The organism is Actinobacillus porcinus, assembly GCF_901764995.1.
Lineage (GTDB): Bacteria > Pseudomonadota > Gammaproteobacteria > Enterobacterales > Pasteurellaceae > Exercitatus > Exercitatus porcinus.
This window is the reverse complement of sequence record NZ_CABFKI010000002.1, coordinates 174,748-196,738: the sequence shown is the minus strand read 5'-3', so window position 1 is coordinate 196,738 and position 21,991 is coordinate 174,748. Positions and strand designations below refer to the sequence as shown.

Genomic DNA, 21,991 nt, shown 5'->3' with positions numbered 1-21,991 from the left:
CTTTGTGTTACCTAATCAGGCTGTTGTCCATTATGGGCTTGCCATTGACATTCGGTTAATGCCATATCCGTAAAGACCGCCGTGAACGAAGAATTTTCGGGCGAGCAAGCATAGACACCAAAGCGAATACGCTCGTTACCTTTATGCAAATGACAAATCCGCATTTGTTGAAAATGCACACCGTCATACGAACATTCCAAGCAATAATCGCTTTCACGGCGACTTAAACGAAACCACATTGATTTAGTATCTGTAGCAATTTCCACCGTAGCCCAATCAGAATAGCCGTGATTGGTTACCACGCTACCAAGATGTTGGAATTGCTCATTTTCATATTCAACGGACGCTTTAAGCCAGTTTTCACTATCCAAATACAATACAATGCCGCACTGGTCAAAGCGTTGATGACTGCCTGAAAAATCGGTTTTGACGACAAAACTGAAATAGCGTTCATCGGTTTCCATTTGCAAAACAGGCGCGTTGTCATTTTGGAAGTGATAATAGGTGCGTTGCCACAAATCCGTATGCGGTGCAGTGGTTATCGTAATTTTATTTTCTGTTATTTCATAGGCTTGCGGCTCTCTCGTCCAAACAAGCGACTGCGGATTAAAAGCTTGCATAGTATCTCCTTGATAATCAGAATGGGCATTATAGCAAAGGGGCGGACTGAAAAGCTAAGCGGTTATTTTTGCAAAATCTCTTGCAAAAAACACCGCACTTTTACCCTTTCAACACTTCCACCAATGCCCTAAACAACGGCGATAAACGCTGATAAAGCTGTTCGCCCGCTTCGGTGGTGGAAATACTGCGAGTGGTGCGATGAAACAGCTTGATTTTCAACCGCTCTTCAATGCCCCGAATACTATGGCTCAACGCCGATTGCGACACGCCCATCTGTGCCGCCGCTTTGGTAAAACTGCCGGTGCGGGCGACTAAAATAAAAGCACGTAAGTCATTAAGATTTTCTTTCATTTTGTAATCTGTTTTGACATTTTAAAATTGATAAACCGTTTATTTCTCAACTCAACTTGTTGTTTAGCAATGAGTTGAAACCCTTTTTGTTCAAAAAAAGGTTTTGCCGTTAAACTGCTTTCTACGGTTAAAATCTCTATTTTTTGTTTTACCAACCAATCTTCGATTTGGTTTAGTAGCCTGCTTGCAATCCCTTGATGTTGGAATGATTTTTTAACAAATAATAAATCCAAATAACCCGATTGCTCTGCCGAAATTAACCCGACAATCTGCTGTTCCAATACAAATAAAAAAGTCTGTTGATGTGCTAGTTTGGCAAAAAAAGGACGACTGATTGACGTCACACCAAGCCTGAATTTGACTGCGTGAATAATCAGGATAACAGCTTTCTTGAATATTCGCATAGCTTGCACCGATTATGCAATGCGTGCAGTGATTGTGCCGTTTTTGCGAGTGCTAAAACAGCGTGCGCCTAATATTAAAGTGGCGGTGTTAGCAATTAACGAAAATGCGGTACAACATCAATTAGAACAACGATTACTTGATTTTGCACTGGTAACGCCCGATTTCCACGCCCCCGATATTCACGCCAAAGCCTTGTATGACGAGCAATATGTGTGCGCCGTCCGCCACGACCATCCGATTGCTAAACAAAATAGTTTATCACTAGAACAATTTTGCCAACTGGAACAAGCGCTGGTGTCCTATCACGGCGGCAGTTTCAGCGGCGTAACCGATGATGCACTAGCCAAATTGGGGTTAAGCCGCAACGTGAGTTTATCGGTGCAAAATTTTATTGTCCTGCCCGACCTATTGGCGCAAAGCGATTTGCTCGCCGTTGTGCCAAGACGATTGGTCAGCAACCTACCGCAACTCAAACTGTTTGAACCGCCCCTTGCGATTCAAGGTTTTACCAAAACGCTGATTTGGCACGAACGTACTCATCGAGATGTGGCGTATCGTTGGTTGCGGGAATTGATGGCGGAGGCTTGCCAATAAACAAGCGTTGGGATTTTCAGGAAATTTTGCAAATACAAAACTTATGAAAATTCCACCGCTCTTTTATAAGCGTTGTAAGTAATCCTTCAACCCTTGAATGTCCCCATACAACAACTGGCTCGGCACAATATACAACCGTTCGTCTTTTTCGACAATCAACTGCGGCACGCCTTGCACACCGCAATGGTGGGCGAGTTGTTGCCCGAATTGAAGACGTTGTGCTAATGCCATTTGGGTAGATTGTTCGCTAAGCAACGACACCGTTTGGCTAAGATTGAGCTTGTGCAACACCAGTTCAATCACCGCAAAATCCGCATTATCCAATCGCTTTTTACAATTGCACCCGAAATTGAATATTCAGCTGTTACTCAATGATCAACCAATGGATTTAATTAGCGAACGGATCGATCTTGCCATTCGAATTACCAACAACCCCGACCCGAATTTTATCGCCCGAAAACTTGCCGATTGCCATTCCTTGCTAGTGGCAACGCCTGATTATTTGGCAAAGTTCGGCACACCAACGCAGCCCAAAGATTTGTATCAACATCACTATTTGTCGCACCACAACATCAACCGCAAAGCGTGGAAATGTACGCAAGGGGAACGGGAAGTACTGCTCGACCTCGACAGCCGTTTCACTACCAACGACACTCAAGCCCTGCTCAACTCCGTGCTGAACGGCAACGGCATTGCGATGTTGCCAAAATATATGCTGGAAACCGAACTGCAACAGAGCAAACTGCAATCCGATTGTTTCAGCAATGTCGCAACCGCAATCGTGGTTGGCAATTTTTCAAGAAAATGGGCATTATATTTCGCCAAACTGGTATCCCAATAAAGCGATAACGCACAAAGAAGTGCCGACTTGGAATTATCAAGCTGTGCATATTCGGGGGACGTTGCGTCAGCTGGACGATGTGGTCGCTGTATTAGCCGCACAAACTGATTTTTGGGAAAATAATTTGCCAAATAATACGCCTTGGCAATTAAGCGATGCGCCTGAAGATTATTTACAGGCACTCTATAAGGCGATTGTTTGCTTTGAAATCAAGATAGAAAAAACCGAAGCGCAATTTAAACTTAGTCAAAATAAAGATGCAGCAACGAAACAACGTATTTGCCAGCATTTACATCAAATCAACAGCCCCCAAGCGAATGTGATGGCGGATCTTATTGAACGCTATGAAAGTAATGATGGATATGTCTATTTTTCCCTAACCAACACCGATGTCATACTGAGCGAGCCTGCGATCAGTTCATCATTAAACAATGTAATCTCATCATTTTCATCACGTTGTGCCATCACGTAAAGCAGCGGTAAATAATGATCAGGCGTTGGGACGGAAAGAGTTGCACTTTCGCCGAACTGTTCAAAATTGACTAATGCATCATCGTTATGTTCACGCATTGCCTGATTAATTTCATCTCTGAACTGATACGCCCAGTCGTAGCCTGCGCCCACTTGATCAATATGTTCCCAGCTGATCGCCCTTAAGTTATGCACAATGTCGCCGCTACCCAAAATCAACACACCTTGTTCACGCAATGGACGTAATTTTTTCGCCAATTCATAATGCCACTGTGGGGATTTGGTACGATCCAAACTGAGCTGAACCACGGGAATATCTGCCTCCGGGTAGAGATATTTCAACACTGCCCACGCCCCGTGATCGAAGCCTCGAGTTGGGTTGATTTCCACTTGTTCCGGTGCAAGTAACCCTTGAATGTGTCGAGCAAATTCAGGATCGCCTTTTGCCGGGTAAACAATCTCGCTTAATTCCGGCGGAAAGCCGTAAAAATCGTAAATCATCGGCGGATTTTCCGCCCCCATCACTTGCAATTTTGCACTGTACCAATGGGCAGAAATACATAAAATCAGCTTCGGTTTCTCAAAGGTTGCTGTGATTTGTTGAAAACCTTGATTAAAGATATTTTGCGGATCTAACGCATTCATCGGATTGCCGTGTCCGACAAAAAGTGCGGGCATTTTTTTCATTGTTTTTACTCCTTTCCGATTTAATGTACAAAAAGAATAAACCGATTTTGAGCCAAAGAGAATTTAGTAAAACTAAAGAGAGAATTCAGTTGTATAATTTGCCTATCTTTCATATTAAAGAAATAATCAAAACAACAAAGGGGTGAAAGATGAATACACAATTTATACATTTACAAGAACAATCAGGGTTATTTTCCGTTACATTGAATGAACAGAATTTGGCTTTAAATCTTGCTCGAGAAAAATTAGCAGCCGATATTCAGCACACTCCAGCAACAAAAGAAGAAATTGAAGCGTTAATTTTAGTTATTGAAAATGAATTGGAAAAATACAGTGAAATGTTTAAGCCAATGCAGAATTTAACTATTGTTTCAGATATTCCTGCATTAGCCGAAATTGCCCGCTTAGGATTTGGTCAATCAAAAGAGAATGCCATAGTCATTTCACAAGAACAAATCGAACAGCTTTTTACCCGTTTTTCTCGGGTCATCAACGGCTATCCAGCCAAAGCTGAAGGTTTGCCCGAAAGTGTCGATTTTGCGGTTTATTTAACCCTAATTCGTGAAATTATGCACCATTGGCATATTGAATGGCTAAGATGTGAATAAGCCGATTACAAGCGGTGGGATTTGGGGCAAACTTTGCAATTTGCAAAATCTTCAAAAAATCCCACCGCTCTTTTTTTAAAATTGAAATAAGACATTCTACTCCAACGCCTTAATCCCCTTAATAATTTGGCAATGCTCTACGTCTTCCGCTTGGCACTCAATGAAGGGTTCGAGCATTGCTTTGATTTGGTTAAGTTGGGCGATTTGTTGTTCAATTTGGATTAAATGCTGGCGAGTGAGTTTATCCGCCACTTCGCAGCGGTTGTGCGGGTTGGCTTGGATCTCTAGCAGTTGTTTGATTTCTTCTAAACTAAAACCAATCATTCGGCAGCTCTTAATAAAACTCAGTTGGTTGAGCTGCTTTTCACTAAAAAGGCGATAACCGTTCGCCTGCCGTGTGGCGGCATCAATCAGGCCCAGCTTTTCGTAATAGCGGATTGTTTCTAAATTCACACCGCTTGCTTTGCTCAATTCACTTATTTTAAAAAATCTGCCCATTTCGCTTGACCCTGTAATAACTACGGAGTTTATATTGTGTCGTAAGTTAAATTTAAACACAAGGAAAAGAAAATGAGTTGTTCAAGTTCTTGCTGTGGCTCGCACAGCGCCCACCGTTCTCCGCAATACCGCCGAGCCTTATGGATCGCTTTGGCGATAAATTTCACGATGTTTATGGTTGAAATTGTGATGGGGGTAAAATCGGGGTCGGTATCATTGCTTTCCGACAGTCTCGATTTTTTAGGCGATAGTGCCAATTATGTGATTAGCCTGATCGTGTTGCCAATGGCTTTAAGTTACCGAGCCAAAGCCTCTTTAATCAAAGGTGCAACGATGGGCGGTTTCGGGCTGTTTATTTTAATTACGACCTTATATCGCTGGTTCTACGGCGATCTTCCAAACCATAGCGAAATGAGCATTGTCGGCGTACTCGCCCTTTTCGCCAATCTCGCTGCATTATGGGTGCTTTACCACTTCCGTGATGGCGACAGCAATATGCGCAGCGTGTGGCTTTGCTCAAGAAATGACGCCATCGGCAATATCGCCGTTGTGTTGGCTGGTGTTGCGGTCTATTTTACCCAGTCCAAATTCCCTGATTTAGTTGTCGCCTTTATCTTGGCATTTTTAGCCTTACAAGCGGCAAAAGAGATTATTCTTCGGGCATTGGGGGAATTGAAAGAGAGTAAATAAACAAGCGGTGGGATTTAAGATAAACTTTGCAAATTGCAAAATCTTTCCAAAATCCCACCGCACTTTTCACATTAAATTACTTGCTCGCCACGGTAAAGCGTTTAAACAAGTGAGCTTGTTTTTCTGCATCGTCTGCAATCGCAATCGCTAAGTCTGCAACGCTGATGCCTGCTGGGGCTTCGCCGTTCATCAACAAATCTTCGCTACCTAAACGGTATTCGCCTGTGCGCTCTTCGCTGAAACCTGCGTCTGCACCTAATAAGGCTGGCGGCGAGATAAATGCCCAGTTTACATCACGGCGGTCACGCAAGTCGTTAAGTAAATTACGAGCGGCATTTGCCCCTGCAAAAATCTCTTTCGGAAAAGCATCTGTGTCAATCAGTTGTACGTTTGGCACGACATACAAACTGCCCGCACCGCCCACAATTAATAAATACGGCACTTGCGCTGCTTTTGCTGCTTCGGTAATCGCATTTGCCCCACGGGTAAAATCTTCGACGATATTTGGATTTGCCCAACCTGGGTTAAACGCACTCACTACCGCATCAAAACCTTTTAACTGCTCGGCAAAATCTGCAGCATTGACATCAAAACTGACCGCTTGCACGTTGTCCGCTTTTGCTACTTTATCAGTATTACGAGCAAATGCCGTTACTTGATGACCACGGCTCGCCAACTCCGCTACCACTGCACTACCGACATAACCTGTTGCACCAATTACTGCGATTTTTTTCATTTTGTTTACCTCTGATTAAGTTGATTAAATTTGCCAAACTGGCTGATGTGGCGTATTATAGATCCAAACTTACTTTTGTGAAGTACTTACAAATTTGTAAGTTTGAAAATAATTTTTAACTGATTGAAATACAAGGAAATAAAAATGGAAAAATTTTCAAATTCAATAGAACGGGGCTATGTATTATCCGCTCAATGCCCTTCCAGACAGATTTTGCAACATCTCACTAACCGCTGGGGTGTGTTGGTGATGATTGTGTTGATGAAAGGCACAAAACGGTTTAGCGAAATCCGCCGTGAGATTGACGGTGTGAGTGAACGCATGCTGACCCAAACGCTCCAACAGTTGGAACAAGATGGTATGCTCAATCGTAAATCCTACAACACCGTACCGCCACATGTTGAATATTCGCTGACGGATTATGGCAAAGAAGCTGGCAGTCGCCTTGCGAATTTAGTGGATTGGTTGGAAGAAAATCTAGGGAAAATTTTGCAAAGTCGGGGAAAATAGTGATTTGTAATTGGTGGGAGTAGAGAGAAATTTTCTAAAATCCCACCGCACTTTTACAAGAAAGATAATTTTGCCAATCAATTATCTCTATGGATTAACACATTTATTTAATCCCCAAACGTTCTAAATTATAAGAACCATCTAATACACGGCTCCACCATTTTTTGTTATTTAAGTACCATTCCACGGTTTTACGAATACCGGTTTCAAAAGTTTCTCGTGGTTTCCAGCCTAATTCCTTACCAATTTTGGTGGCATCAATCGCATAACGCACATCGTGCCCTGGGCGGTCAGTTACATAAGTGATTAAATCTTCATATTTCGCCACGCCAGCCGGTTTATTCGGAACAAGTTCTTCCAATAAGCCACAAATTGTACGAACCACTTCGATATTGGCTTTCTCATTATGTCCGCCGATATTGTAGGTTTCGCCCACCACGCCTTCCATTACAACTTTATATAGCGCACGAGCGTGATCTTCCACAAATAACCAATCACGAATTTGCATACCGTTGCCGTACACTGGTAACTTTTTACCTTCCAACGCATTTAAAATCATCAATGGAATCAATTTTTCAGGGAAATGGTACGGGCCATAGTTATTTGAGCAGTTAGTTACAATGGTCGGTAAGCCGTAGGTGCGCAACCAAGCGCGCACTAAGTGATCGCTGGAGGCTTTTGACGCTGAATAAGGGCTCGAAGGCGCATAAGGCGTTGTTTCAGTAAAGAGATCGTCAGTGCCTTCCAAATCCCCATAAACCTCATCGGTTGAAATATGGTGGAAACGGAAAGCAGATTTCCGTTCTTCAGGCAAGTTATTCCAATAGCTACGAGCCACTTCTAATAACGTGTAAGTACCAACGATATTGGTTTCAATAAATGCAGCCGGCCCGTCAATAGAACGATCCACGTGGCTTTCTGCCGCAAGGTGCATCACAGCGTCAGGTTGATGTTGCGCAAAAACACGTTCTAATGCGGCTTTATCGCAAATATCCACTTGCTCAAAAGCATAACGTGGATTATTTTCAACCGCTTCGAGTGATTCTAAATTACCTGCATAGGTTAATTTATCTACGTTAATCACCGAATCTTGAGTGTCGTTAATAATATGGCGAACGACTGCAGAGCCAATAAAGCCCGCTCCGCCTGTTACTAAAATTTTTTTTGTCATCATTTAAATTTACGATTTGCTAGATTATTCAATGGCATATAAAAGATAATTTATTTATCTGTTTTCTCTTGCCCAAACATTTCTTCGGCTAATTTTTTTGCTCTTTCCAAACCTTCAGGCGTTAAATAACAGGATTTATTTTTATTGACGGGGTTAGTAATATATCCTTTTTCATACAAGCTATCTAATAGCCCAAAATCATAGTTTTTCCAAAATCGTCCATTACCTATCTTACAAATCGTATAAACCTGACGTAGAAAAACTTAAATTCGGGAATCTAACCGAAGTAATCACATCATCTTCCACCACCGGCGCAATACCAATATATCGCCCATTTTCAAGCACATATATATGAATATTGCGCTCTTCAGGGCGAACTACCCAATATTCGCTCACACCATATTCTTGATAAAGCTCATATTTATCTTTCATTTCTCGTTTGGAATTCCCCGGCGAAAGAATTTCCACTACCAAATCCGGTGCACCAAGACAACCTCGTTCATCTAACTTATTAGGATCGCAAATCACACATAAATCAGGCTGCACGACCGTTCTCACGTTGCCGTTTTCATCGGGAAAACGTACATCAAAAGGGGCTACATATAATTCACACTGCTGACCGGAAAAAACATCAAGAAATGCTTTCGTTAATTTCATCGAAATCCGTTGATGCAGACGATTTGGCGCAGGCGACATTGCCATAATCTTACCTTTGATAATTTCTACACGCTCTTTCAATTTCCAAAGTAAATAATCTTTATAACTGTAACTGCCATCTGGATCTAGTTGGTCTAAGCGAGTAATTTCATTCATCGGAATTAAGCTCATATCGCCTCCTTCTATTTAACTTTGATACGCCTTAATATTCTTTAAGGCTTTTTGCCAATCACTTGGTTCAATGTTAAAGGTTTGCTTAATTTTCGTCAAATCCAAACGTGAATTCTAGGTTAGGGATATGATGTTTTTTAGGTAAAGATTAAATGTTTTTAGAATATGAAAAAATCCCTATTGAAGTAAAATTTCAATAGGGATTTCAAGTGATATTTGCAACTTATACAGTTCTATTTTCATAGAAAGAACAATTTCTATATCAGGAAGTATAAAACGAAATTACCAACAATGTCTATGATGGCAATAACCATGACCATAGCCTACACCCACGGCGATGTTCGGATTAACCCTTGTTACTGGATTTTTACTTGATTGCTTATCACTTTGATTGACCGGATTATCAACTTGTTTAGGGGATTTCATTCTCTCAGCTAAAGGTACGGTATTTCCACTATAAACTTTTGCATTATATTCTTGTACCGCTTGCATATCTAATGGTGCTTGTGGTTGATTTTTTGGTGTTGTACAAGCGGTTAAAACACTCAATAAAGCAATCAATATCTTTCGTTGCATAACATTCTCTTTCATTTATTATTTCATCTTAACGACAAATCACGTTTTCTAAGAAATCGCCACGTTCTGATATATTTTTCTCAACGATTTTTTTGCCGTCATTTTGTTCCTGTTTACGGATTTGTTCTAACAATTTAGGATCTTTAATATTAAAAATTGGTGCATATTGAACATTTTTCGCGCCACCTTTTGATACGTCAGCTCCCACAATCGCGGCATAATAATCTCCGGTTTTAGAATCTTTGACATAATAAATACTGGAATCTTTTAACTCAACTTCACGACCACCAACAAAAGCATGACAAACGCCGGCACCTGAAGAATAAATGGAATGAGAAGTATAATTTTCACCATATCCATAAACTTCAAATTGAATATTGTCGTTCTTTTTCTTTATGGCTTGGTTATTTCGACCGTTAAGTTGAACGTCCTGTCCATTGACGGTATAAGAGGTAGACTTCTTATTATTCCAAATGCTGTCTAAAGATGTTTCTACTCCATTTACGGTGGTAGAATCTTCTGAGATACGAATATTCATTTCGGCAAATGACAACATTGACACTATCATCATAAATGTGGCTGTACTTAAAGATGTTTGTAATAATTTCATGCCTCCCCTCCCTAAGTTGTCACGACTCAATACAATTCCAAAGGAAAATTATCAGAATTACAAAAACAAAAATTAAGTTCTGTTAATACATCAATCCAAATAGGATTCATATTCTATAGAGCTTTTTTCAAGTCCCTTGAAGTAAAATTACCCATAACCTTTAATATGATATCATTTTTTAAACAATTTTATAATAATAAAAAACAGGGTCTGTTTATCTTTGAATAAACAGCCCCCAGTGTTACTTTTTACCAATTATTTTCTAGAACTTTGGCGGTCATCCTGCTCCGCGACAGCATCTCTTGCAGATCGGATAGAACGCTCAATCAATTCACGTCTACTATCGTCTTCAGGCATCAATTTCAACATCATCGCCCAAGTAACCGCAGCCATCTTATAATCTTCTTTTGAAAAATAATAAAATGCCAATAAACCCAACGCTTGTAAATTACTATGATCTTGGCGAATCACTTCTTTTAACAAGGTTTCGCCCTGCAATTTTTCGTCGTCATTATCTGACATCATCAAAATACGCGCGAAAGATAATTTATATTCCACATTGTTCGGATCTTGGCTTAGGGCTTTTTCATAGGCGGAAAAGGCTAAATTCCCATTGTTCAATGACATCCCAATTTGTCCTAATGTCCACCAACCTTTTGAATCCTGTGGTTCTTTTTGTAATTTCACACGAAGTGCGGTGGCAAATTGTTGTAATTCTTCATCGCTTAATGGATTTACATCCTCGGTTTTCACCCGCTCATAAAAATAAGGTAATTTCTCATAGGCGTTCTCAAACATCGCCTGTTGTTGCCACGCTCCCAGTTTAAAATACAGACAACCCGCGACAATCAACAACGTCAAAAATCCGGAGACAAACCAAAGTTTTCCCAAGGATCTATCGCTCTTTTTCACCGCACTTTGGTCGGCATCTTGCGCGACATCATCAGGAATGTCTTCCAATAATCTTTGCTGCAATTCCGTTTTTAATTGCGATGTATTTTCAAGCAACCCCTGCGCTTCATCACGCTCAATCTCCTTCAAACGATCAAAATAAAATGCCTTATTCAATTCATCACGTTGAGTATCCCCATCTTGAGTTGTTTTTTTCAATAAAGGATAAAAACCAATCAGTGCCACAATAAAGGTTAATAAAGCGGCAACAAGCCATAACATCATAAATTAATCCTTCTTATCCAATAACGCTTGCAGGCGTTTTTCGTCTTCCGCAGACAAATGCGTTGAAGAAATCGCTGAATTTTCTACCGCACTTTCAGTTGTCTTCGCTTTACGGCGAAAAATAAAAAATACACCCAATACAACAAAGCACAAGGGCAACAACCAAAGTAATATGGTAGCGGGGGTTAACGGCGGATTGTAGGTCACAAAATTACCATAACGTTCGACCATATAATTCACAATCTCGTCTTTACTTTTTCCTTCATTCAGCAAGTCAAACACTTTTGCCCGCATATCTACCGCAATAGTCGCGTTGCTGTCTGCGATATTATTATTTTGACATTGGGGGCAACGTAGTTCTTGCGTCAAACTATGGTAATCGCGCTCTTGCTGAGCGGATTTAAATTCCAAGGCATCAATGGCGGCAAAACTACTAGTTGCCGTTAAAAGAGCGGTTAAAATCAAGCCAATTTTCACTAATTTCATTGCGCCTGCTCCATTAATTGCTCATAAATCGGCTTCAGTTTTTGTTCCCAAACATTGGCATTTACATCGCCTGTATGACGATAATGAATAATGCCTTTGCCATCCACAATAAAGGTTTCAGGCGCACCATACACACCTAAATCCAAGCCAAACGCCCCTTTTTCATCTTTTAAAACAACTTGATAGGGATTTTTCAGATCTTTCAACCACTTAATCGCTTTATCGGTTTTATCTTTATAATCCAAACCAATAATCGCAATGCCTTGCGCTGCTAATTCATTTAAATATTGATGTTCCGCATAACAAGTTGGGCACCAAGTTGCCCAAACATTGAGCAAAATGGGTTTACCCTGTTGAAAGATTTCGTTGCCGTAAACCTTATTTTCATCAAATAAATCAACCAACGTTTTGGTCGGAACCGTTTTCCCAATCAACGCACTTTCTAATGCTTTAGGATCATCCCCTTGCGCATTACGTTGTAGCTGTACAAAAAAAGCAACAATCAACAGGAAAAAAATAATTAAAGGTAAAAAGAATTTTTTGTTCATCATTTATTTTGTCAACATCTTCGAAAAACGATAACGGCGGTCAAATAAACAAAGCACGCCCCCTAATGCCATCAATAATCCCCCTAGCCAAATCCAACGGATAAAGGGTTTGTAGTAAAGTCGCAATGCCCAAGAGCCATCGCCTAGACTTTCGCCAAGTGCCACATAAAGATCGCGCGTCAAGCCCCAATCTATCGCGGCTTCGGTCATGGTCATTTTACTGACTTTATAGAAGCGTTTTTCGGCAAAAAGCGTGGTTTCATATTGACCATTTTGAGTAATTTCCACTTCCGCTTTTCCGCCCAAATAATTCGGTCCATTGGCATCTTGAATCCCTTTGAATTGGAATTGATAGCCAGAAATTTCCACCGTATCCCCGACATTCATACGAATATCGCGCTCGATGCTGTAGTTTTGGCTAAAGGTAATCCCCCAAATAGTCATCGCCACGCCTAAATGCGCCAACACCATTCCCCATTGTGAACGAGAAAATTTGGTTAAGCCCACAAAAAACGTAGTGCGATGCGTTGCGCGTTGGTGTAATTCATATAACGCAAGCGCCGTAATAATCACCACCATCATTGAACCCAATACCGCGCTCACCGTTAATTGATCCTGCAAGAAATAAGGCAAGGCAAAACCCAGGATTGCCATGAATAACACTGAAATAATCACAGGTTTCCGAATAGCCGAAAATTGATCTCTGCGCCATTTTACCAGCGGTCCGATACCCAATAGCAAGGCAAATGGCGTACAAATAATCAGAAACATTTGATCAAAGAATGGCGCACCAATGGAAATGGAACCTAAGCCTAATTGCTTATGTACTAAAGGCAAAAGGGTTCCCAGCAACACCACGGAAAGTGCGGTCATTAAAAGGATATTATTGAGCAATAACATGGTTTCGCGCGAATAATGTTCGGCATTATCACGTGAACGAATTTGGTTGCCTTTAAAGCCGTAAAGCAACAAGGAGCCGCCAATCACCACGATTAAATAGGCTAAAATATACAAACCGCGAGTAGGATCCGAAGCAAAGGCGTGAACCGACACTAAAATGCCCGAGCGAACTAAGAACGTGCCCAATAAGCATAATGAAAAGGCTAAGATCGCTAATAGCACAGTCCAAGCTTTAAAAGCACCGCGCTTTTCCGTTACCGCAAGACTATGCAACAAGGCGGTTCCTGCTAGCCACGGCATTAAAGACGCATTTTCCACGGGATCCCAGAACCACCAGCCACCCCAGCCCAATTCGTAATAAGCCCACCAAGAACCCAGCACGATACCCAAGGTTAAAAATACCCAAGCAGCCATTGTCCAAGGACGCGACCAACGCGCCCAAGCAGTATCCAGTTTTCCTGTCATCAAAGACGCAATCGAAAAGGCGAAAGCTACGGAAAAACCTACGTAGCCCATATACAACAATGGTGGGTGAAAAATTAAGCCTACGTCTTGTAATAACGGATTTAACTCTCGCCCATCCACGGGAAAATCAGGGAACGTGCGGATAAACGGATTGGAGGTAAATAACACAAAAATCAAAAAGCCAATGCTAATTAAGCCCATAATGCCCAATACGCGCGCTACGGCTTCTTGTGGTAAAGGCTTACTAAATAGGGCTACCGCGGCACCCCATAAACTCAGCAACCAAATCCACAGCAATAATGACCCTTCGTGGGATCCCCAAACGGCGGATAAACGATATTGTAACGGCAGTTGGCTGTTAGAATTATTCACCACATATTGCACGGTAAAATCATTGACAGCAAAAGCATAAAACAACGTACCAAACGCAAATGTTAAGGCAAAAAATAGCGCATACGTCATCGGGCGAGCTAAGCGCATGAATTGAATATTGCCCTTTTCAGCCCCCCACAAGGGGAAAATGGCGAGTAGCACCGCTACCGCCAAACTTAATGCTAAAGCAAAGTGACCTAATTCAGCAATCATTGTTGACCTTCTTTCTCATTGCGATCTCGTTCGCTTTCACCTTTCAAATCTTTCTCACTAATGCCCATCGGTTGATGTGCTTTTTTAAGCTGATCCCCTAATTCAGGCGGAACATAATTTTCATCATGCTTTGCCAACACTTCTGTTGCCTGTAAAACAGTCGGGGAAATTAACACACCTTGCGCCACGATCCCTTGTCCTTCACGGAATAAATCAGGCAAAATGCCTTCATATTCCACGGTAATCGCCGGGCCAATATCGTTCACATCAAATTGCACTTTTAAGCTTTTGGCATCGCGTTTTACCGTTCCAGCCACAACCATCCCCCCCACTCGAATACGCTGCCCAACTTCAGGTTTGGTTGCAGCGTCATCATTTTTACCGTACAGCACTTCTGACGGCGTATAAAATAAATCAATATTTGAGCGTAAGGCATACATCACCAATCCGGCCGCCACCGCAACACCTAGCACTACAAATAAAATCAAACTCAAACGCGATTTACGTCTTGGATTCATAGCCCACTCCCTACTTTTATATTTTTTAAGCGTTCTTCACGCGCTTGTTCACGTTGCACTTCGCGCAAAACCGTATTTTTTCCTTTGTAACTGCTCACAATTAGCCCAAGAATTACCACAAGGGAAATGCCATAAGACAGCCAAACATAAAAGCCGTAGCCGCCCATATTCCAGAAATCATTCCAAGATTGGAAAAACATATTTCTCTCCCAAAATCATTTAAAATTTGACCGCGCTTTTTACTTCGCTAACGCTTTCACCCACGGGCGTTTCATTTCATCGCGCAACAAAGCATTACGATAACGCACTAACGTTAACCAAATGGTTAAACTCATAAAACCGAAAATACTGAAAATTAAGGGAATCAGCATCGGTGTTGCAATAGAAGGTTTCTCAAATTTGGTAATACTCGCGCCCTGATGTAAGGTGTTCCACCATTCCACGGAAAAATGAATAATCGGCAAGTTAATCACCCCCACCACGCAAAGCACCGCGGCGGCTTTCATGCCTTTGCTACGATCAGAGAAAGCAGAATACAACGCCATTACACCTAAGTATAAGAAAAATAGAATTAATTCAGCGGTCAAGCGCGCATCCCAAACCCACCAAGTTCCCCACATCGGTTTGCCCCAAATTGCACCGGTGACCAAAGCTAAAAAGGTAAATATCGCGCCAATAGGTGCCATCGCCATCACAGACAAATGGGCATTTTTAATTTGCCACACCAACCCAATCAAGGCCGCCACCGCCATTGAGCCATAAACGCCCATTGACCAAATCGCCGTTGGCACATGAACATACATAATTCGGAAACTATTCCCTTGTTGGTAATCCGCCGGAGCAAAAGCCAGCCCCCACACAATTCCAACAACCAGTAACAGCACGCTCAATACGGCAAAAAACGGTATAAACTTACCGCATAATGCATATTGTGTTTCAGATTTGGCATAAGGATGAAGCCATTTCCACATAATCATTCCTTTAATTGTCTAATGAAATTCGTAATGCTGCCGCAATCGCAAAAGGTGAAAAGGTCAATGCAGCGGCTAAAATGGCGCCTAAAATGGCTAATTGTCCGTGATAAGGCAAATTTAATGTTGCCGCATCAAGCACAGACGCAGAAAAAATAAGTACCGGAATAAACAACGGCAAAATAATTAAACTTAACAACACGCCGCCTTTGCGTAATCCCACTGTTAACGCTACACCAATGGCACCAAGGCAACTTAAAATCGGCGTGCCCAATAACAAGGTTAACACCAAAGCCCACCAGATAGACATTTCAAGAGAAAGCAATAATGCCGCAATAGGCGATAATAAAATTAAAGGAACGCCCGTCAACAACCAATGCGCGATCACTTTTGCCAAGGCGGTAATGGCTAAAGGTTGCGCCATTAACATCAACTGTTCCAATGAGCCATCAACGAAGTCATCACGAAATAAGCGTTCAAAGGATAATAAGGCAGAAAGCAGCGCAGCGACCCAAGCCACACCACCTGCTATTTTGCCGAGCAAATTAGGATCAGGCCCGACAACCAAGGGAAACAACGTGATAACAATTAAGAAAAACCATAACGGATTTAAAATTTCCGCTTGCTTTCTCATGGCAATCCGTAGTTCTCGTTTAATAATCGCTAAAAATATCATTATGCTAAAAACTTAAATTGATCTAACCGCACTTTTTGTAAGCGTTGACTTGGCACATCTTGATGGCTGGTCAATATTACAATGCCGCCTTGTTCGGCATGTTGCTCAAAATGTCGAGTTAACACGCCCACACCCGATTTATCAATGGCATTAAATGGTTCATCTAAAATCCAAAGTGGCGCGGTAGAAAGCCATAATCTCGCCAACGCAATGCGCTTTTGTTGTCCCGCTGAAAGTTGACTCGCCGGCAAATCTTCTCGCCCTAATAATCCCACCATTTCCAAGGCTTGCCACAAAATATCATCACCTTGTTTGCTCGAGCTCACTTGCTGATAAAAATGTAAATTTTCCCAAGCTGTCAATTCAGGCTTCACCCCGGATTGATGTCCAAGATACAGCAAATTGTCATAATACCCTTCGCGATCTACCTCAATCTCACAGGAATTCCACCGCACTTTACCGCTCAAAGGCAACGCCAATCCGGCTAAAATCCGTAGCAAACTGGTTTTGCCGATCCCATTATGACCCTCAATTTGTACAAAATCCCCTGATTTAAACGTCAGATTCAAATCCGTAAACAAAATTTTGTCACCGCGCTGGCAGGCAAGTTGTTCAATGTCGAGTTGTGAAGTCATAGCCACCCTACAAAATATCCGCAATCTGAATTTGTGCGATTTGTACATAATGCGGTGAATTCTAGCACAAGCTAAAAAAATCGCGTAGTTAACAATGAATTAAAGGAATAACTCTTTAGTGTTAAATTTAAGAAAGATTGAATTAGATCAAAAAAATAAGAAAAGGCAGAGATCATCATAACCTCTGCCCTTTGCCATTATCAAATAACTAATAGCCTTCTTCGTGCATATTTGGCAAAAATTCTGCCTGTTGAATCCGTTTCACTCGGGTCACAATATCGCCATTTGCATGAAGCTCAATTTCACGCCAACCCGGTTGCAAGGTATCCAAAGCAAAATGATTGCTATCGGGCTTAAATTGCACACAGGTTGATGGTGTCGCCATTAACTGATAACCATGCCATTTTGCATCCATCTGTTGATGAATATGACCATGTAGAATCCCTTTTACATTACGAAATGGCGCAAGTGTTTGCGCAAGTTCTTCCGAATTGCGCAAATTATGTTGATCCAACCACGCTGAATTTGTTGATAGAATATGGTGATGCAGCACCACTAAAGTATAACGTTCCGGATGTTCTTTCAGTTTAGACATTACCCAATCAATTTGGTACTGTCCAAGATGCCCATGCGGCACGCCAAAAACTTGACTGTCTAACATCAACACTTGCCAAGTTTCACCAAGCAATAAATGCTTGCGCGAATTGACACAACCATGCTCACTATTTAAATATTCCTGCATTTTGGGCTGAAAATCGTGATTTCCCGGCAACCAAAATACCGGTTTATTCAACCTGTTGACTCGTTCACAAAATCTCAGATAACCCTCATCAGAGCTATCTTGTACAATATCCCCAGTTGCTAAAATCAAATTAAAATCAAAATCCGTTTCTTGAATTTCCCTTAGCACCTGATTAAAACTCGCTAGCGTATTAATACCAAGCAGTTCACCGTTCTCATCCTTGAACAAATGGGGATCCGTTATTTGCACAAGGCGTATCACTTTCGCCTTGGTATTATCGATATAGGTGTTACGCACAATCCCCCCTTTTTTACAACAACTATCGCTATTTAAGAATCGGTTTACGAAACTCTACTCTTTCAAAAAAATTTTTCATCACTCAAAAATTAAAAATGCGACAAAGATCTAACTTTTTTCATTTTTTTGTTGATATTTTATTCGTTATCAACACCATTCTTGCTGCAATCGTTGATAATTTAGCTGCAGCCATTGCAAACCTATTACCGCAATACCGTTATCAATTTTGCCTTGCTCAAGCCATTGATAAGCCATTTCCCGACTTAACACATGCACCCGAATATCTTCATTTTCTTCTGCAAGTCCATGTATTCCTTTGGCTTTCGTGCTATCGACTTTGCCTGCAAATAAATAAATGCGTTCCAAAGTTCCACCCGGGCTGTCCCAAACGCTCAAGGCGGGTTGTAGATTTTCAATCACCACCCCGGCTTCTTCTTCACTTTCACGCAACGCTACATTTTCAGGCGTTTCGCCTTCTTCCACCATCCCTGCGATCAATTCAAACAACCAAGGCGATGTAGATAATTTGGGATCGTAAGCACCAATACGAACTTGCTCAACTAGAACCACATTATCTAATTTAGGATCGTAAGCAATGACTGCTGATGCAGCACCTTTTATCAACAGTTCACGCGTAACCACTCCGCTCCAACCGCCAGCAAATAGTTTATGACGAAATTGAATACGGCGCATATCAAAAAAACCATCATACAATTTTTCACTGTTGATAATTTCGATATCATTTTGGGTAAATTGATTTAATTCAGACATTTTTTGTACCTATACAACTTGTACACTTCAATTTGCTTCAAGATAGCTGTGAACACCGCTATCAGCGGTGAAATATTACTAAAAAAACAACTATTTTTCTCGAATTTTTATGCAAAATTTGAAGTGGCTCACAAAATAGTTTCATTATTCACCAAATAATTCACCGCACTTTGCAAATCAACCGCCTGTAGCCCGTTCTCCGTAAGCTGAAAGTATCGCGCTGTTCTTAGCCCATCCCCTGAACTAAAAGTTGCCAAATAAAAAGGCAATTCATGGGTAAAAACCAATTCGCCTTGCGGACAATAAGCCGAATTCAACGTAAAATTAACAGGATCGTGCGCCACTTCACTTAACTTCACAATCCCCACACCTTGCGACTTCAATAGGGCTTCACGCAAACACCAAATTCGATAAAAGGCTTGTTCAGGGTTTTCTTGTTGCTCAAACCATTGAATCTCGTTTTCAGCTGCAAAATGCGCCAAAAGTGCGGCGAAATTTCTTGTTTTTTTAGGAAATTCAATATCAATGCCAACCGCACAGTCGCCCTGTTCCACAACATTCAACACCACCGCCACCCAATCACCTGAATGGGTAATATTAAAATCAATATGGTTGACAGGAAATTGCGGACGACCACTTTCTGTGCGATAAATTTGCGCTAAAAGTGCGGTAGGAATTTGTGCCGTTTTACACAGTTGCCACAAAAGAAAATGCGACAATTTGCGACATTCATAACGCTGCAAAACGCGCGAATTGCCTTGTGGCACAATGCGTAATTGTTCAGGCAATAAGTCAGCGGGAATATCTTGAAAAGAATAAGTTTGTTGAATATTTCCCCACGCAATAAAAACCGCCATAAGGATCCCTAAATTGAACAACATGATTCATAAACGTAGGGACAGGGTTTATCCCTGTCCTAGACCGTTAACAAACCCTATACGCGCCATATAGGGTTACTTAATCTGAGCCGCTCTGCGGCTCTTTTTTCAGCCCCAGCTGGGCTGGGTTTAGCGAACCTAGCACGGCTCGTGCTAGGTTATTTCTCAAACAAAAACTACTTCGTAAGCAAGCTATTCACCCGTTTAATAAAGGCTGCCGGGTTTTCCAACGTACCACGTTCAGACAGCATTGCTTGCTCAAGTAGCAATTCAACCCAATTCGCAAATTCCGTTTCATCCGTTAAATCTGCCACTTTTTGCACTAACGGATGTTCCGTATTCAGCTCAAAAGTATATTTCACTTCCGGTACAGGTTGACCACTCATGGCAAACAACTTCGCCATTTGCGTTGTCATTTGATCATTATCCGTTGACACTACTGCCGGTGTATCCGTTAGGCGGTGCGTAATACGAACATCTTTCACGCGTTCCCCCAACAAGGTTTTCACGCGTTCCACAAAAGAACCAAACTCTGCATCTTGCGCTTTTTGTTCTTCGGCTTCTTTATCCGCTAAATCGCCTAAATCAATATCAGCTTTTGTAACAGACTGCAACGGTTTGCCGTCAAATTCCGTTAAATAGCTCAACATCCATTCATCAATACGATCTGAAAGTAGCAACACTTCAATATCTTTTTTGTTGAACAATTCTAAATGCGGACTATTTTTCGCGGCGGTGTAACTATCTGCCGTAATATAATAAATGGCTTTTTGCCCTTCTTTCATACGCGCCACATAATCCGCCAAAGCAAGGGTTTGCTCGCTACTGTCTGTTTTGGTTGATGCAAAACGATAAAGTTTAGCAATTTGTTCACGGTTAGCAAAATCTTCGCCCACGCCTTCTTTTAACACCAAACCAAATTCTTTCCAAAATGCTAAGTATTTCTCCTGATCATCTTGTGCTAATTTTTCCAGCATTTGAAGTGAGCGTTTCGTCAAGGCTTTGCGCAATGCAGCAGTGGTTTTATTATCTTGCAAAATTTCACGAGACACATTTAACGGCAGATCATTACTATCCAAAAGGCCGCGCATAAAACGCAAGTAATTTGGCATAAACACTTCTGCGTCATCCATAATAAACACGCGTTGAACATAAAGTTTCAAACCGTGTTGCTGCTCGCGATTAAATAAATCCCAAGGGGCTTTTGACGGCACGTAAAGTAAGCTGGTGTACTCTTGATTACCTTCTACTTTATTGTGCGCCCAAATTAACGGATCCGCAAAATCATGGCTCAAATGTTTATAAAATTCTTTATATTCATCATCGGAAATCTCACCTTTTGCGCGCGTCCACAAGGCTTGCGCTTTATTGATTTTTTCCCATTTCACGCCTTGCTCTTTGCCATCGTCACCATAATCTTTAGTTAAGATTTCCACCGGCAAACCAATATGATCAGAATATTTACTAATCACTTCGCGTAAACGCCATTCGTTTAAAAATTCTTTTTCATCTTCGCGCAAGAAAAGGGTAATTTCTGTACCACGCTCTTTTTTCTCAATATCTTCAACAGAATATTCACCTTCACCGGCAGAAACCCAAAGTACGCCTTTATCCGCACTTTCACCCGCGGCACGACTGCGCACTTCCACTTTATCCGCTACAATAAATGCCGAATAGAAACCCACCCCAAATTGCCCGATAAGCTGGCTATCTTTGGCGGCATCCGCACCAAGTGCGGTTAAAAATTCTTTAGTTCCTGATTTTGCGATTGTTCCCAAATGTGCAATCACTTGTTCACGGTTCATCCCGATACCGTTATCTGAAATGGTGATGGTGCCTTTTTTCTCATCAAATTTGATCCGTACTTTTAAATCGCCATCGCCTTCATAAAGTTCTGGTGCAGACAAGGCTTTAAAACGTAATTTATCCGCCGCATCAGAGGCATTTGAAATCAATTCGCGTAAGAAAATCTCTTTGTTAGAATAGAGAGAATGGATCATTAATTGAAGAAGTTGTTTAACTTCTGTTTGAAAACCATAAGTTTGTTGTTTTGACATTATTATTTCCTTGAAAAAATAAATAGGATGTGAAGTTAAATAGGAATAGAAATGGATTTTTCAAGGGAATAAACATAAAAAAATACGGT

General features: G+C 41.4%; 30 protein-coding genes and 2 pseudogenes. 6 read left to right on the top strand and 26 right to left on the bottom strand.

Going from position 1 to position 21,991, the window contains the following annotated elements:
- Positions 1 to 11: 11 nt before the first annotated feature.
- From E7T07_RS02380 to E7T07_RS02370, 3 genes and pseudogenes are all read right to left on the bottom strand, one after another.
- Positions 12 to 620, bottom strand: coding sequence for a DUF1349 domain-containing protein (locus E7T07_RS02380; RefSeq protein ID WP_135709320.1), 609 nt, complete (start codon positions 618 to 620; stop codon positions 12 to 14).
- Positions 621 to 729: 109 nt separating this feature from the next.
- Positions 730 to 972: pseudogene (locus tag E7T07_RS02375) on the bottom strand (LysR family transcriptional regulator); the annotation flags it as partial.
- Entirely contained in the window at positions 969 to 1,376 is a 408-nt protein-coding gene (locus E7T07_RS02370) for a GNAT family N-acetyltransferase (protein ID WP_135709319.1), read from the bottom strand. The gene E7T07_RS02370 and the pseudogene E7T07_RS02375, both read right to left, overlap by 4 nt.
- On the opposite strand from E7T07_RS02370, the gene E7T07_RS02365 reads away from it, so the two are divergent.
- Complete coding sequence (locus E7T07_RS02365; protein ID WP_246046086.1) at positions 1,363 to 1,971, top strand: LysR substrate-binding domain-containing protein; 609 nt, start codon at positions 1,363 to 1,365, stop codon at positions 1,969 to 1,971. The genes E7T07_RS02370 and E7T07_RS02365 overlap by 14 nt on opposite strands.
- Positions 1,972 to 2,034: 63 nt before the next feature.
- Here E7T07_RS02365 and E7T07_RS02360 read toward each other — a convergent pair whose 3' ends face one another.
- Positions 2,035 to 2,295 (bottom strand): hypothetical protein, encoded by a 261-nt coding sequence (locus E7T07_RS02360; RefSeq protein WP_246046084.1) that lies wholly within the window; start codon positions 2,293 to 2,295, stop codon positions 2,035 to 2,037.
- A gap of 25 nt (positions 2,296 to 2,320) precedes the next feature.
- On the opposite strand from E7T07_RS02360, the gene E7T07_RS02355 reads away from it, so the two are divergent.
- Positions 2,321 to 2,812 (top strand): substrate binding domain-containing protein, encoded by a 492-nt coding sequence (locus tag E7T07_RS02355; protein WP_246046083.1) that lies wholly within the window; start codon positions 2,321 to 2,323, stop codon positions 2,810 to 2,812.
- Positions 2,757 to 3,284: an FMN-binding negative transcriptional regulator gene (locus E7T07_RS02350; RefSeq protein WP_246046081.1), complete on the top strand. Its 528-nt coding sequence runs from the start codon at positions 2,757 to 2,759 to the stop codon at positions 3,282 to 3,284. The genes E7T07_RS02355 and E7T07_RS02350 overlap by 56 nt, the downstream gene beginning before the upstream one ends.
- Here E7T07_RS02350 and ygiD read toward each other — a convergent pair.
- Positions 3,179 to 3,970, bottom strand: coding sequence for a 4,5-DOPA-extradiol-dioxygenase (ygiD, locus tag E7T07_RS02345; RefSeq protein WP_135709317.1), 792 nt, complete (start codon positions 3,968 to 3,970; stop codon positions 3,179 to 3,181). The two genes, E7T07_RS02350 and ygiD, sit on opposite strands and share 106 nt — an antisense overlap.
- Positions 3,971 to 4,119: 149 nt before the next feature.
- On the opposite strand from ygiD, the gene E7T07_RS02340 reads away from it, so the two are divergent.
- On the top strand, positions 4,120 to 4,578 hold the full coding sequence (locus E7T07_RS02340; protein ID WP_135709316.1) for a hypothetical protein: 459 nt from the start codon (positions 4,120 to 4,122) through the stop codon (positions 4,576 to 4,578).
- Between the two features lie 96 nt (positions 4,579 to 4,674).
- Here E7T07_RS02340 and E7T07_RS02335 read toward each other — a convergent pair whose 3' ends face one another.
- Positions 4,675 to 5,076, bottom strand: a complete 402-nt coding sequence (locus tag E7T07_RS02335) for a MerR family DNA-binding protein (RefSeq protein WP_135709315.1) — start codon at positions 5,074 to 5,076, stop codon at positions 4,675 to 4,677.
- A gap of 72 nt (positions 5,077 to 5,148) precedes the next feature.
- Here E7T07_RS02335 and E7T07_RS02330 point away from each other — a divergent pair, with 72 nt between their 5' ends.
- Entirely contained in the window at positions 5,149 to 5,766 is a 618-nt protein-coding gene (locus tag E7T07_RS02330; protein WP_135709314.1) for a cation efflux transmembrane domain-containing protein, read from the top strand.
- 76 nt (positions 5,767 to 5,842) lie between these two features.
- On the opposite strand, the gene E7T07_RS02325 is transcribed toward E7T07_RS02330, so the two are convergent.
- Positions 5,843 to 6,502, bottom strand: coding sequence for an NAD(P)-dependent oxidoreductase (locus E7T07_RS02325; protein ID WP_135709313.1), 660 nt, complete (start codon positions 6,500 to 6,502; stop codon positions 5,843 to 5,845).
- Between the two features lie 144 nt (positions 6,503 to 6,646).
- Here E7T07_RS02325 and E7T07_RS02320 point away from each other — a divergent pair, with 144 nt between their 5' ends.
- Entirely contained in the window at positions 6,647 to 7,012 is a 366-nt protein-coding gene (locus E7T07_RS02320) for a winged helix-turn-helix transcriptional regulator (RefSeq protein ID WP_135709312.1), read from the top strand.
- A gap of 103 nt (positions 7,013 to 7,115) precedes the next feature.
- Here the strand turns inward: E7T07_RS02320 and rffG are convergent, their stop codons facing one another.
- From rffG to htpG, 19 genes and pseudogenes are all read right to left on the bottom strand, one after another.
- The gene (gene rffG / locus E7T07_RS02315) at positions 7,116 to 8,183 is read right to left on the bottom strand and encodes a dTDP-glucose 4,6-dehydratase (protein ID WP_135709401.1); all 1,068 of its coding nucleotides are present in this window, start codon (positions 8,181 to 8,183) and stop codon (positions 7,116 to 7,118) included.
- 50 nt (positions 8,184 to 8,233) lie between these two features.
- Positions 8,234 to 8,413, bottom strand: coding sequence for a DUF6429 family protein (locus E7T07_RS11240; RefSeq protein WP_425455026.1), 180 nt, complete (start codon positions 8,411 to 8,413; stop codon positions 8,234 to 8,236).
- Between the two features lies 1 nt (position 8,414).
- Positions 8,415 to 9,011 (bottom strand): Uma2 family endonuclease, encoded by a 597-nt coding sequence (locus E7T07_RS02310; RefSeq protein ID WP_135709311.1) that lies wholly within the window; start codon positions 9,009 to 9,011, stop codon positions 8,415 to 8,417.
- Positions 9,012 to 9,026: 15 nt separating this feature from the next.
- Positions 9,027 to 9,125, bottom strand: a pseudogene (locus E7T07_RS11065) (dTDP-4-dehydrorhamnose reductase); the annotation flags it as partial.
- Positions 9,126 to 9,293: 168 nt separating this feature from the next.
- Positions 9,294 to 9,587 (bottom strand): hypothetical protein, encoded by a 294-nt coding sequence (locus tag E7T07_RS02300; RefSeq protein ID WP_139712582.1) that lies wholly within the window; start codon positions 9,585 to 9,587, stop codon positions 9,294 to 9,296.
- A gap of 28 nt (positions 9,588 to 9,615) precedes the next feature.
- The gene (locus tag E7T07_RS02295) at positions 9,616 to 10,197 is read right to left on the bottom strand and encodes a DUF8095 domain-containing protein (RefSeq protein ID WP_135709309.1); all 582 of its coding nucleotides are present in this window, start codon (positions 10,195 to 10,197) and stop codon (positions 9,616 to 9,618) included.
- Between the two features lie 255 nt (positions 10,198 to 10,452).
- Positions 10,453 to 11,373: a c-type cytochrome biogenesis protein CcmI gene (ccmI, locus tag E7T07_RS02290; RefSeq protein ID WP_135709308.1), complete on the bottom strand. Its 921-nt coding sequence runs from the start codon at positions 11,371 to 11,373 to the stop codon at positions 10,453 to 10,455.
- 3 nt (positions 11,374 to 11,376) lie between these two features.
- A complete protein-coding gene (locus E7T07_RS02285; protein WP_135709307.1) occupies positions 11,377 to 11,859 on the bottom strand; it encodes a cytochrome c-type biogenesis protein in 483 nt (160 codons plus the stop codon).
- Positions 11,856 to 12,407 (bottom strand): DsbE family thiol:disulfide interchange protein, encoded by a 552-nt coding sequence (locus tag E7T07_RS02280; protein WP_135709400.1) that lies wholly within the window; start codon positions 12,405 to 12,407, stop codon positions 11,856 to 11,858. Before E7T07_RS02280 ends, E7T07_RS02285 begins: the two co-directional genes overlap by 4 nt.
- A 3-nt stretch (positions 12,408 to 12,410) precedes the next feature.
- Complete coding sequence (locus E7T07_RS02275) at positions 12,411 to 14,357, bottom strand: heme lyase CcmF/NrfE family subunit (protein ID WP_135709306.1); 1,947 nt, start codon at positions 14,355 to 14,357, stop codon at positions 12,411 to 12,413.
- Entirely contained in the window at positions 14,354 to 14,875 is a 522-nt protein-coding gene (gene ccmE, locus E7T07_RS02270; RefSeq protein ID WP_135709305.1) for a cytochrome c maturation protein CcmE, read from the bottom strand. The genes E7T07_RS02275 and ccmE overlap by 4 nt, the downstream gene beginning before the upstream one ends.
- Positions 14,872 to 15,075 (bottom strand): heme exporter protein CcmD, encoded by a 204-nt coding sequence (ccmD, locus tag E7T07_RS02265; protein WP_135709304.1) that lies wholly within the window; start codon positions 15,073 to 15,075, stop codon positions 14,872 to 14,874. Before ccmD ends, ccmE begins: the two co-directional genes overlap by 4 nt.
- A gap of 39 nt (positions 15,076 to 15,114) precedes the next feature.
- A complete protein-coding gene (locus tag E7T07_RS02260; RefSeq protein WP_135709303.1) occupies positions 15,115 to 15,846 on the bottom strand; it encodes a heme ABC transporter permease in 732 nt (243 codons plus the stop codon).
- 10 nt (positions 15,847 to 15,856) lie between these two features.
- Positions 15,857 to 16,522, bottom strand: a complete 666-nt coding sequence (gene ccmB, locus E7T07_RS02255) for a heme exporter protein CcmB (protein ID WP_135709302.1) — start codon at positions 16,520 to 16,522, stop codon at positions 15,857 to 15,859.
- Positions 16,522 to 17,157: a cytochrome c biogenesis heme-transporting ATPase CcmA gene (ccmA, locus tag E7T07_RS02250; protein ID WP_135709301.1), complete on the bottom strand. Its 636-nt coding sequence runs from the start codon at positions 17,155 to 17,157 to the stop codon at positions 16,522 to 16,524. Before ccmA ends, ccmB begins: the two co-directional genes overlap by 1 nt.
- A 208-nt stretch (positions 17,158 to 17,365) precedes the next feature.
- Positions 17,366 to 18,196 (bottom strand): 3',5'-cyclic-AMP phosphodiesterase, encoded by an 831-nt coding sequence (cpdA, locus tag E7T07_RS02245; RefSeq protein ID WP_135709300.1) that lies wholly within the window; start codon positions 18,194 to 18,196, stop codon positions 17,366 to 17,368.
- A gap of 147 nt (positions 18,197 to 18,343) precedes the next feature.
- A complete protein-coding gene (gene nudF, locus E7T07_RS02240; protein ID WP_135709299.1) occupies positions 18,344 to 18,967 on the bottom strand; it encodes an ADP-ribose diphosphatase in 624 nt (207 codons plus the stop codon).
- Positions 18,968 to 19,095: 128 nt separating this feature from the next.
- Positions 19,096 to 19,824, bottom strand: a complete 729-nt coding sequence (locus tag E7T07_RS02235; protein ID WP_135709298.1) for a 4'-phosphopantetheinyl transferase family protein — start codon at positions 19,822 to 19,824, stop codon at positions 19,096 to 19,098.
- Positions 19,825 to 20,021: 197 nt separating this feature from the next.
- On the bottom strand, positions 20,022 to 21,902 hold the full coding sequence (gene htpG, locus E7T07_RS02230) for a molecular chaperone HtpG (RefSeq protein WP_420535184.1): 1,881 nt from the start codon (positions 21,900 to 21,902) through the stop codon (positions 20,022 to 20,024).
- Between the last annotated feature and the right edge of the window lie 89 nt (positions 21,903 to 21,991).

Excerpts from the sequence above, each read along its gene's own strand:
- E7T07_RS02285 (WP_135709307.1), bottom strand. The coding sequence starts at position 11,859 with ATGAAATTAGTGAAAATTGGCTTGATTTTAACCGCTCTTTTAACGGCA.
- E7T07_RS02335 (WP_135709315.1), bottom strand. The coding sequence starts at position 5,076 with ATGGGCAGATTTTTTAAAATAAGTGAATTGAGCAAAGCAAGCGGTGTG.
- ccmA (WP_135709301.1), bottom strand. The coding sequence starts at position 17,157 with ATGACTTCACAACTCGACATTGAACAACTTGCCTGCCAGCGCGGTGAC.
- ccmD (WP_135709304.1), bottom strand. The coding sequence starts at position 15,075 with ATGTTTTTCCAATCTTGGAATGATTTCTGGAATATGGGCGGCTACGGC.
- E7T07_RS02260 (WP_135709303.1), bottom strand. The coding sequence starts at position 15,846 with ATGTGGAAATGGCTTCATCCTTATGCCAAATCTGAAACACAATATGCA.
- E7T07_RS02310 (WP_135709311.1), bottom strand. The coding sequence starts at position 9,011 with ATGAGCTTAATTCCGATGAATGAAATTACTCGCTTAGACCAACTAGAT.
- rffG (WP_135709401.1), bottom strand. The coding sequence starts at position 8,183 with ATGACAAAAAAAATTTTAGTAACAGGCGGAGCGGGCTTTATTGGCTCT.
- E7T07_RS02280 (WP_135709400.1), bottom strand. The coding sequence starts at position 12,407 with ATGAACAAAAAATTCTTTTTACCTTTAATTATTTTTTTCCTGTTGATT.
- E7T07_RS02370 (WP_135709319.1), bottom strand. The coding sequence starts at position 1,376 with ATGCGAATATTCAAGAAAGCTGTTATCCTGATTATTCACGCAGTCAAA.
- E7T07_RS02330 (WP_135709314.1), top strand. The coding sequence starts at position 5,149 with ATGAGTTGTTCAAGTTCTTGCTGTGGCTCGCACAGCGCCCACCGTTCT.
- E7T07_RS02235 (WP_135709298.1), bottom strand. The coding sequence starts at position 19,824 with ATGGCGGTTTTTATTGCGTGGGGAAATATTCAACAAACTTATTCTTTT.
- nudF (WP_135709299.1), bottom strand. The coding sequence starts at position 18,967 with ATGTCTGAATTAAATCAATTTACCCAAAATGATATCGAAATTATCAAC.
- E7T07_RS02340 (WP_135709316.1), top strand. The coding sequence starts at position 4,120 with ATGAATACACAATTTATACATTTACAAGAACAATCAGGGTTATTTTCC.
- E7T07_RS02295 (WP_135709309.1), bottom strand. The coding sequence starts at position 10,197 with ATGAAATTATTACAAACATCTTTAAGTACAGCCACATTTATGATGATA.
- E7T07_RS02275 (WP_135709306.1), bottom strand. The coding sequence starts at position 14,357 with ATGATTGCTGAATTAGGTCACTTTGCTTTAGCATTAAGTTTGGCGGTA.
- E7T07_RS02320 (WP_135709312.1), top strand. The coding sequence starts at position 6,647 with ATGGAAAAATTTTCAAATTCAATAGAACGGGGCTATGTATTATCCGCT.
- htpG (WP_420535184.1), bottom strand. The coding sequence starts at position 21,902 with ATGTCAAAACAACAAACTTATGGTTTTCAAACAGAAGTTAAACAACTT.
- ccmE (WP_135709305.1), bottom strand. The coding sequence starts at position 14,875 with ATGAATCCAAGACGTAAATCGCGTTTGAGTTTGATTTTATTTGTAGTG.
- ccmB (WP_135709302.1), bottom strand. The coding sequence starts at position 16,522 with ATGATATTTTTAGCGATTATTAAACGAGAACTACGGATTGCCATGAGA.
- ygiD (WP_135709317.1), bottom strand. The coding sequence starts at position 3,970 with ATGAAAAAAATGCCCGCACTTTTTGTCGGACACGGCAATCCGATGAAT.
- ccmI (WP_135709308.1), bottom strand. The coding sequence starts at position 11,373 with ATGATGTTATGGCTTGTTGCCGCTTTATTAACCTTTATTGTGGCACTG.
- E7T07_RS02380 (WP_135709320.1), bottom strand. The coding sequence starts at position 620 with ATGCAAGCTTTTAATCCGCAGTCGCTTGTTTGGACGAGAGAGCCGCAA.
- E7T07_RS02325 (WP_135709313.1), bottom strand. The coding sequence starts at position 6,502 with ATGAAAAAAATCGCAGTAATTGGTGCAACAGGTTATGTCGGTAGTGCA.
- E7T07_RS02300 (WP_139712582.1), bottom strand. The coding sequence starts at position 9,587 with ATGCAACGAAAGATATTGATTGCTTTATTGAGTGTTTTAACCGCTTGT.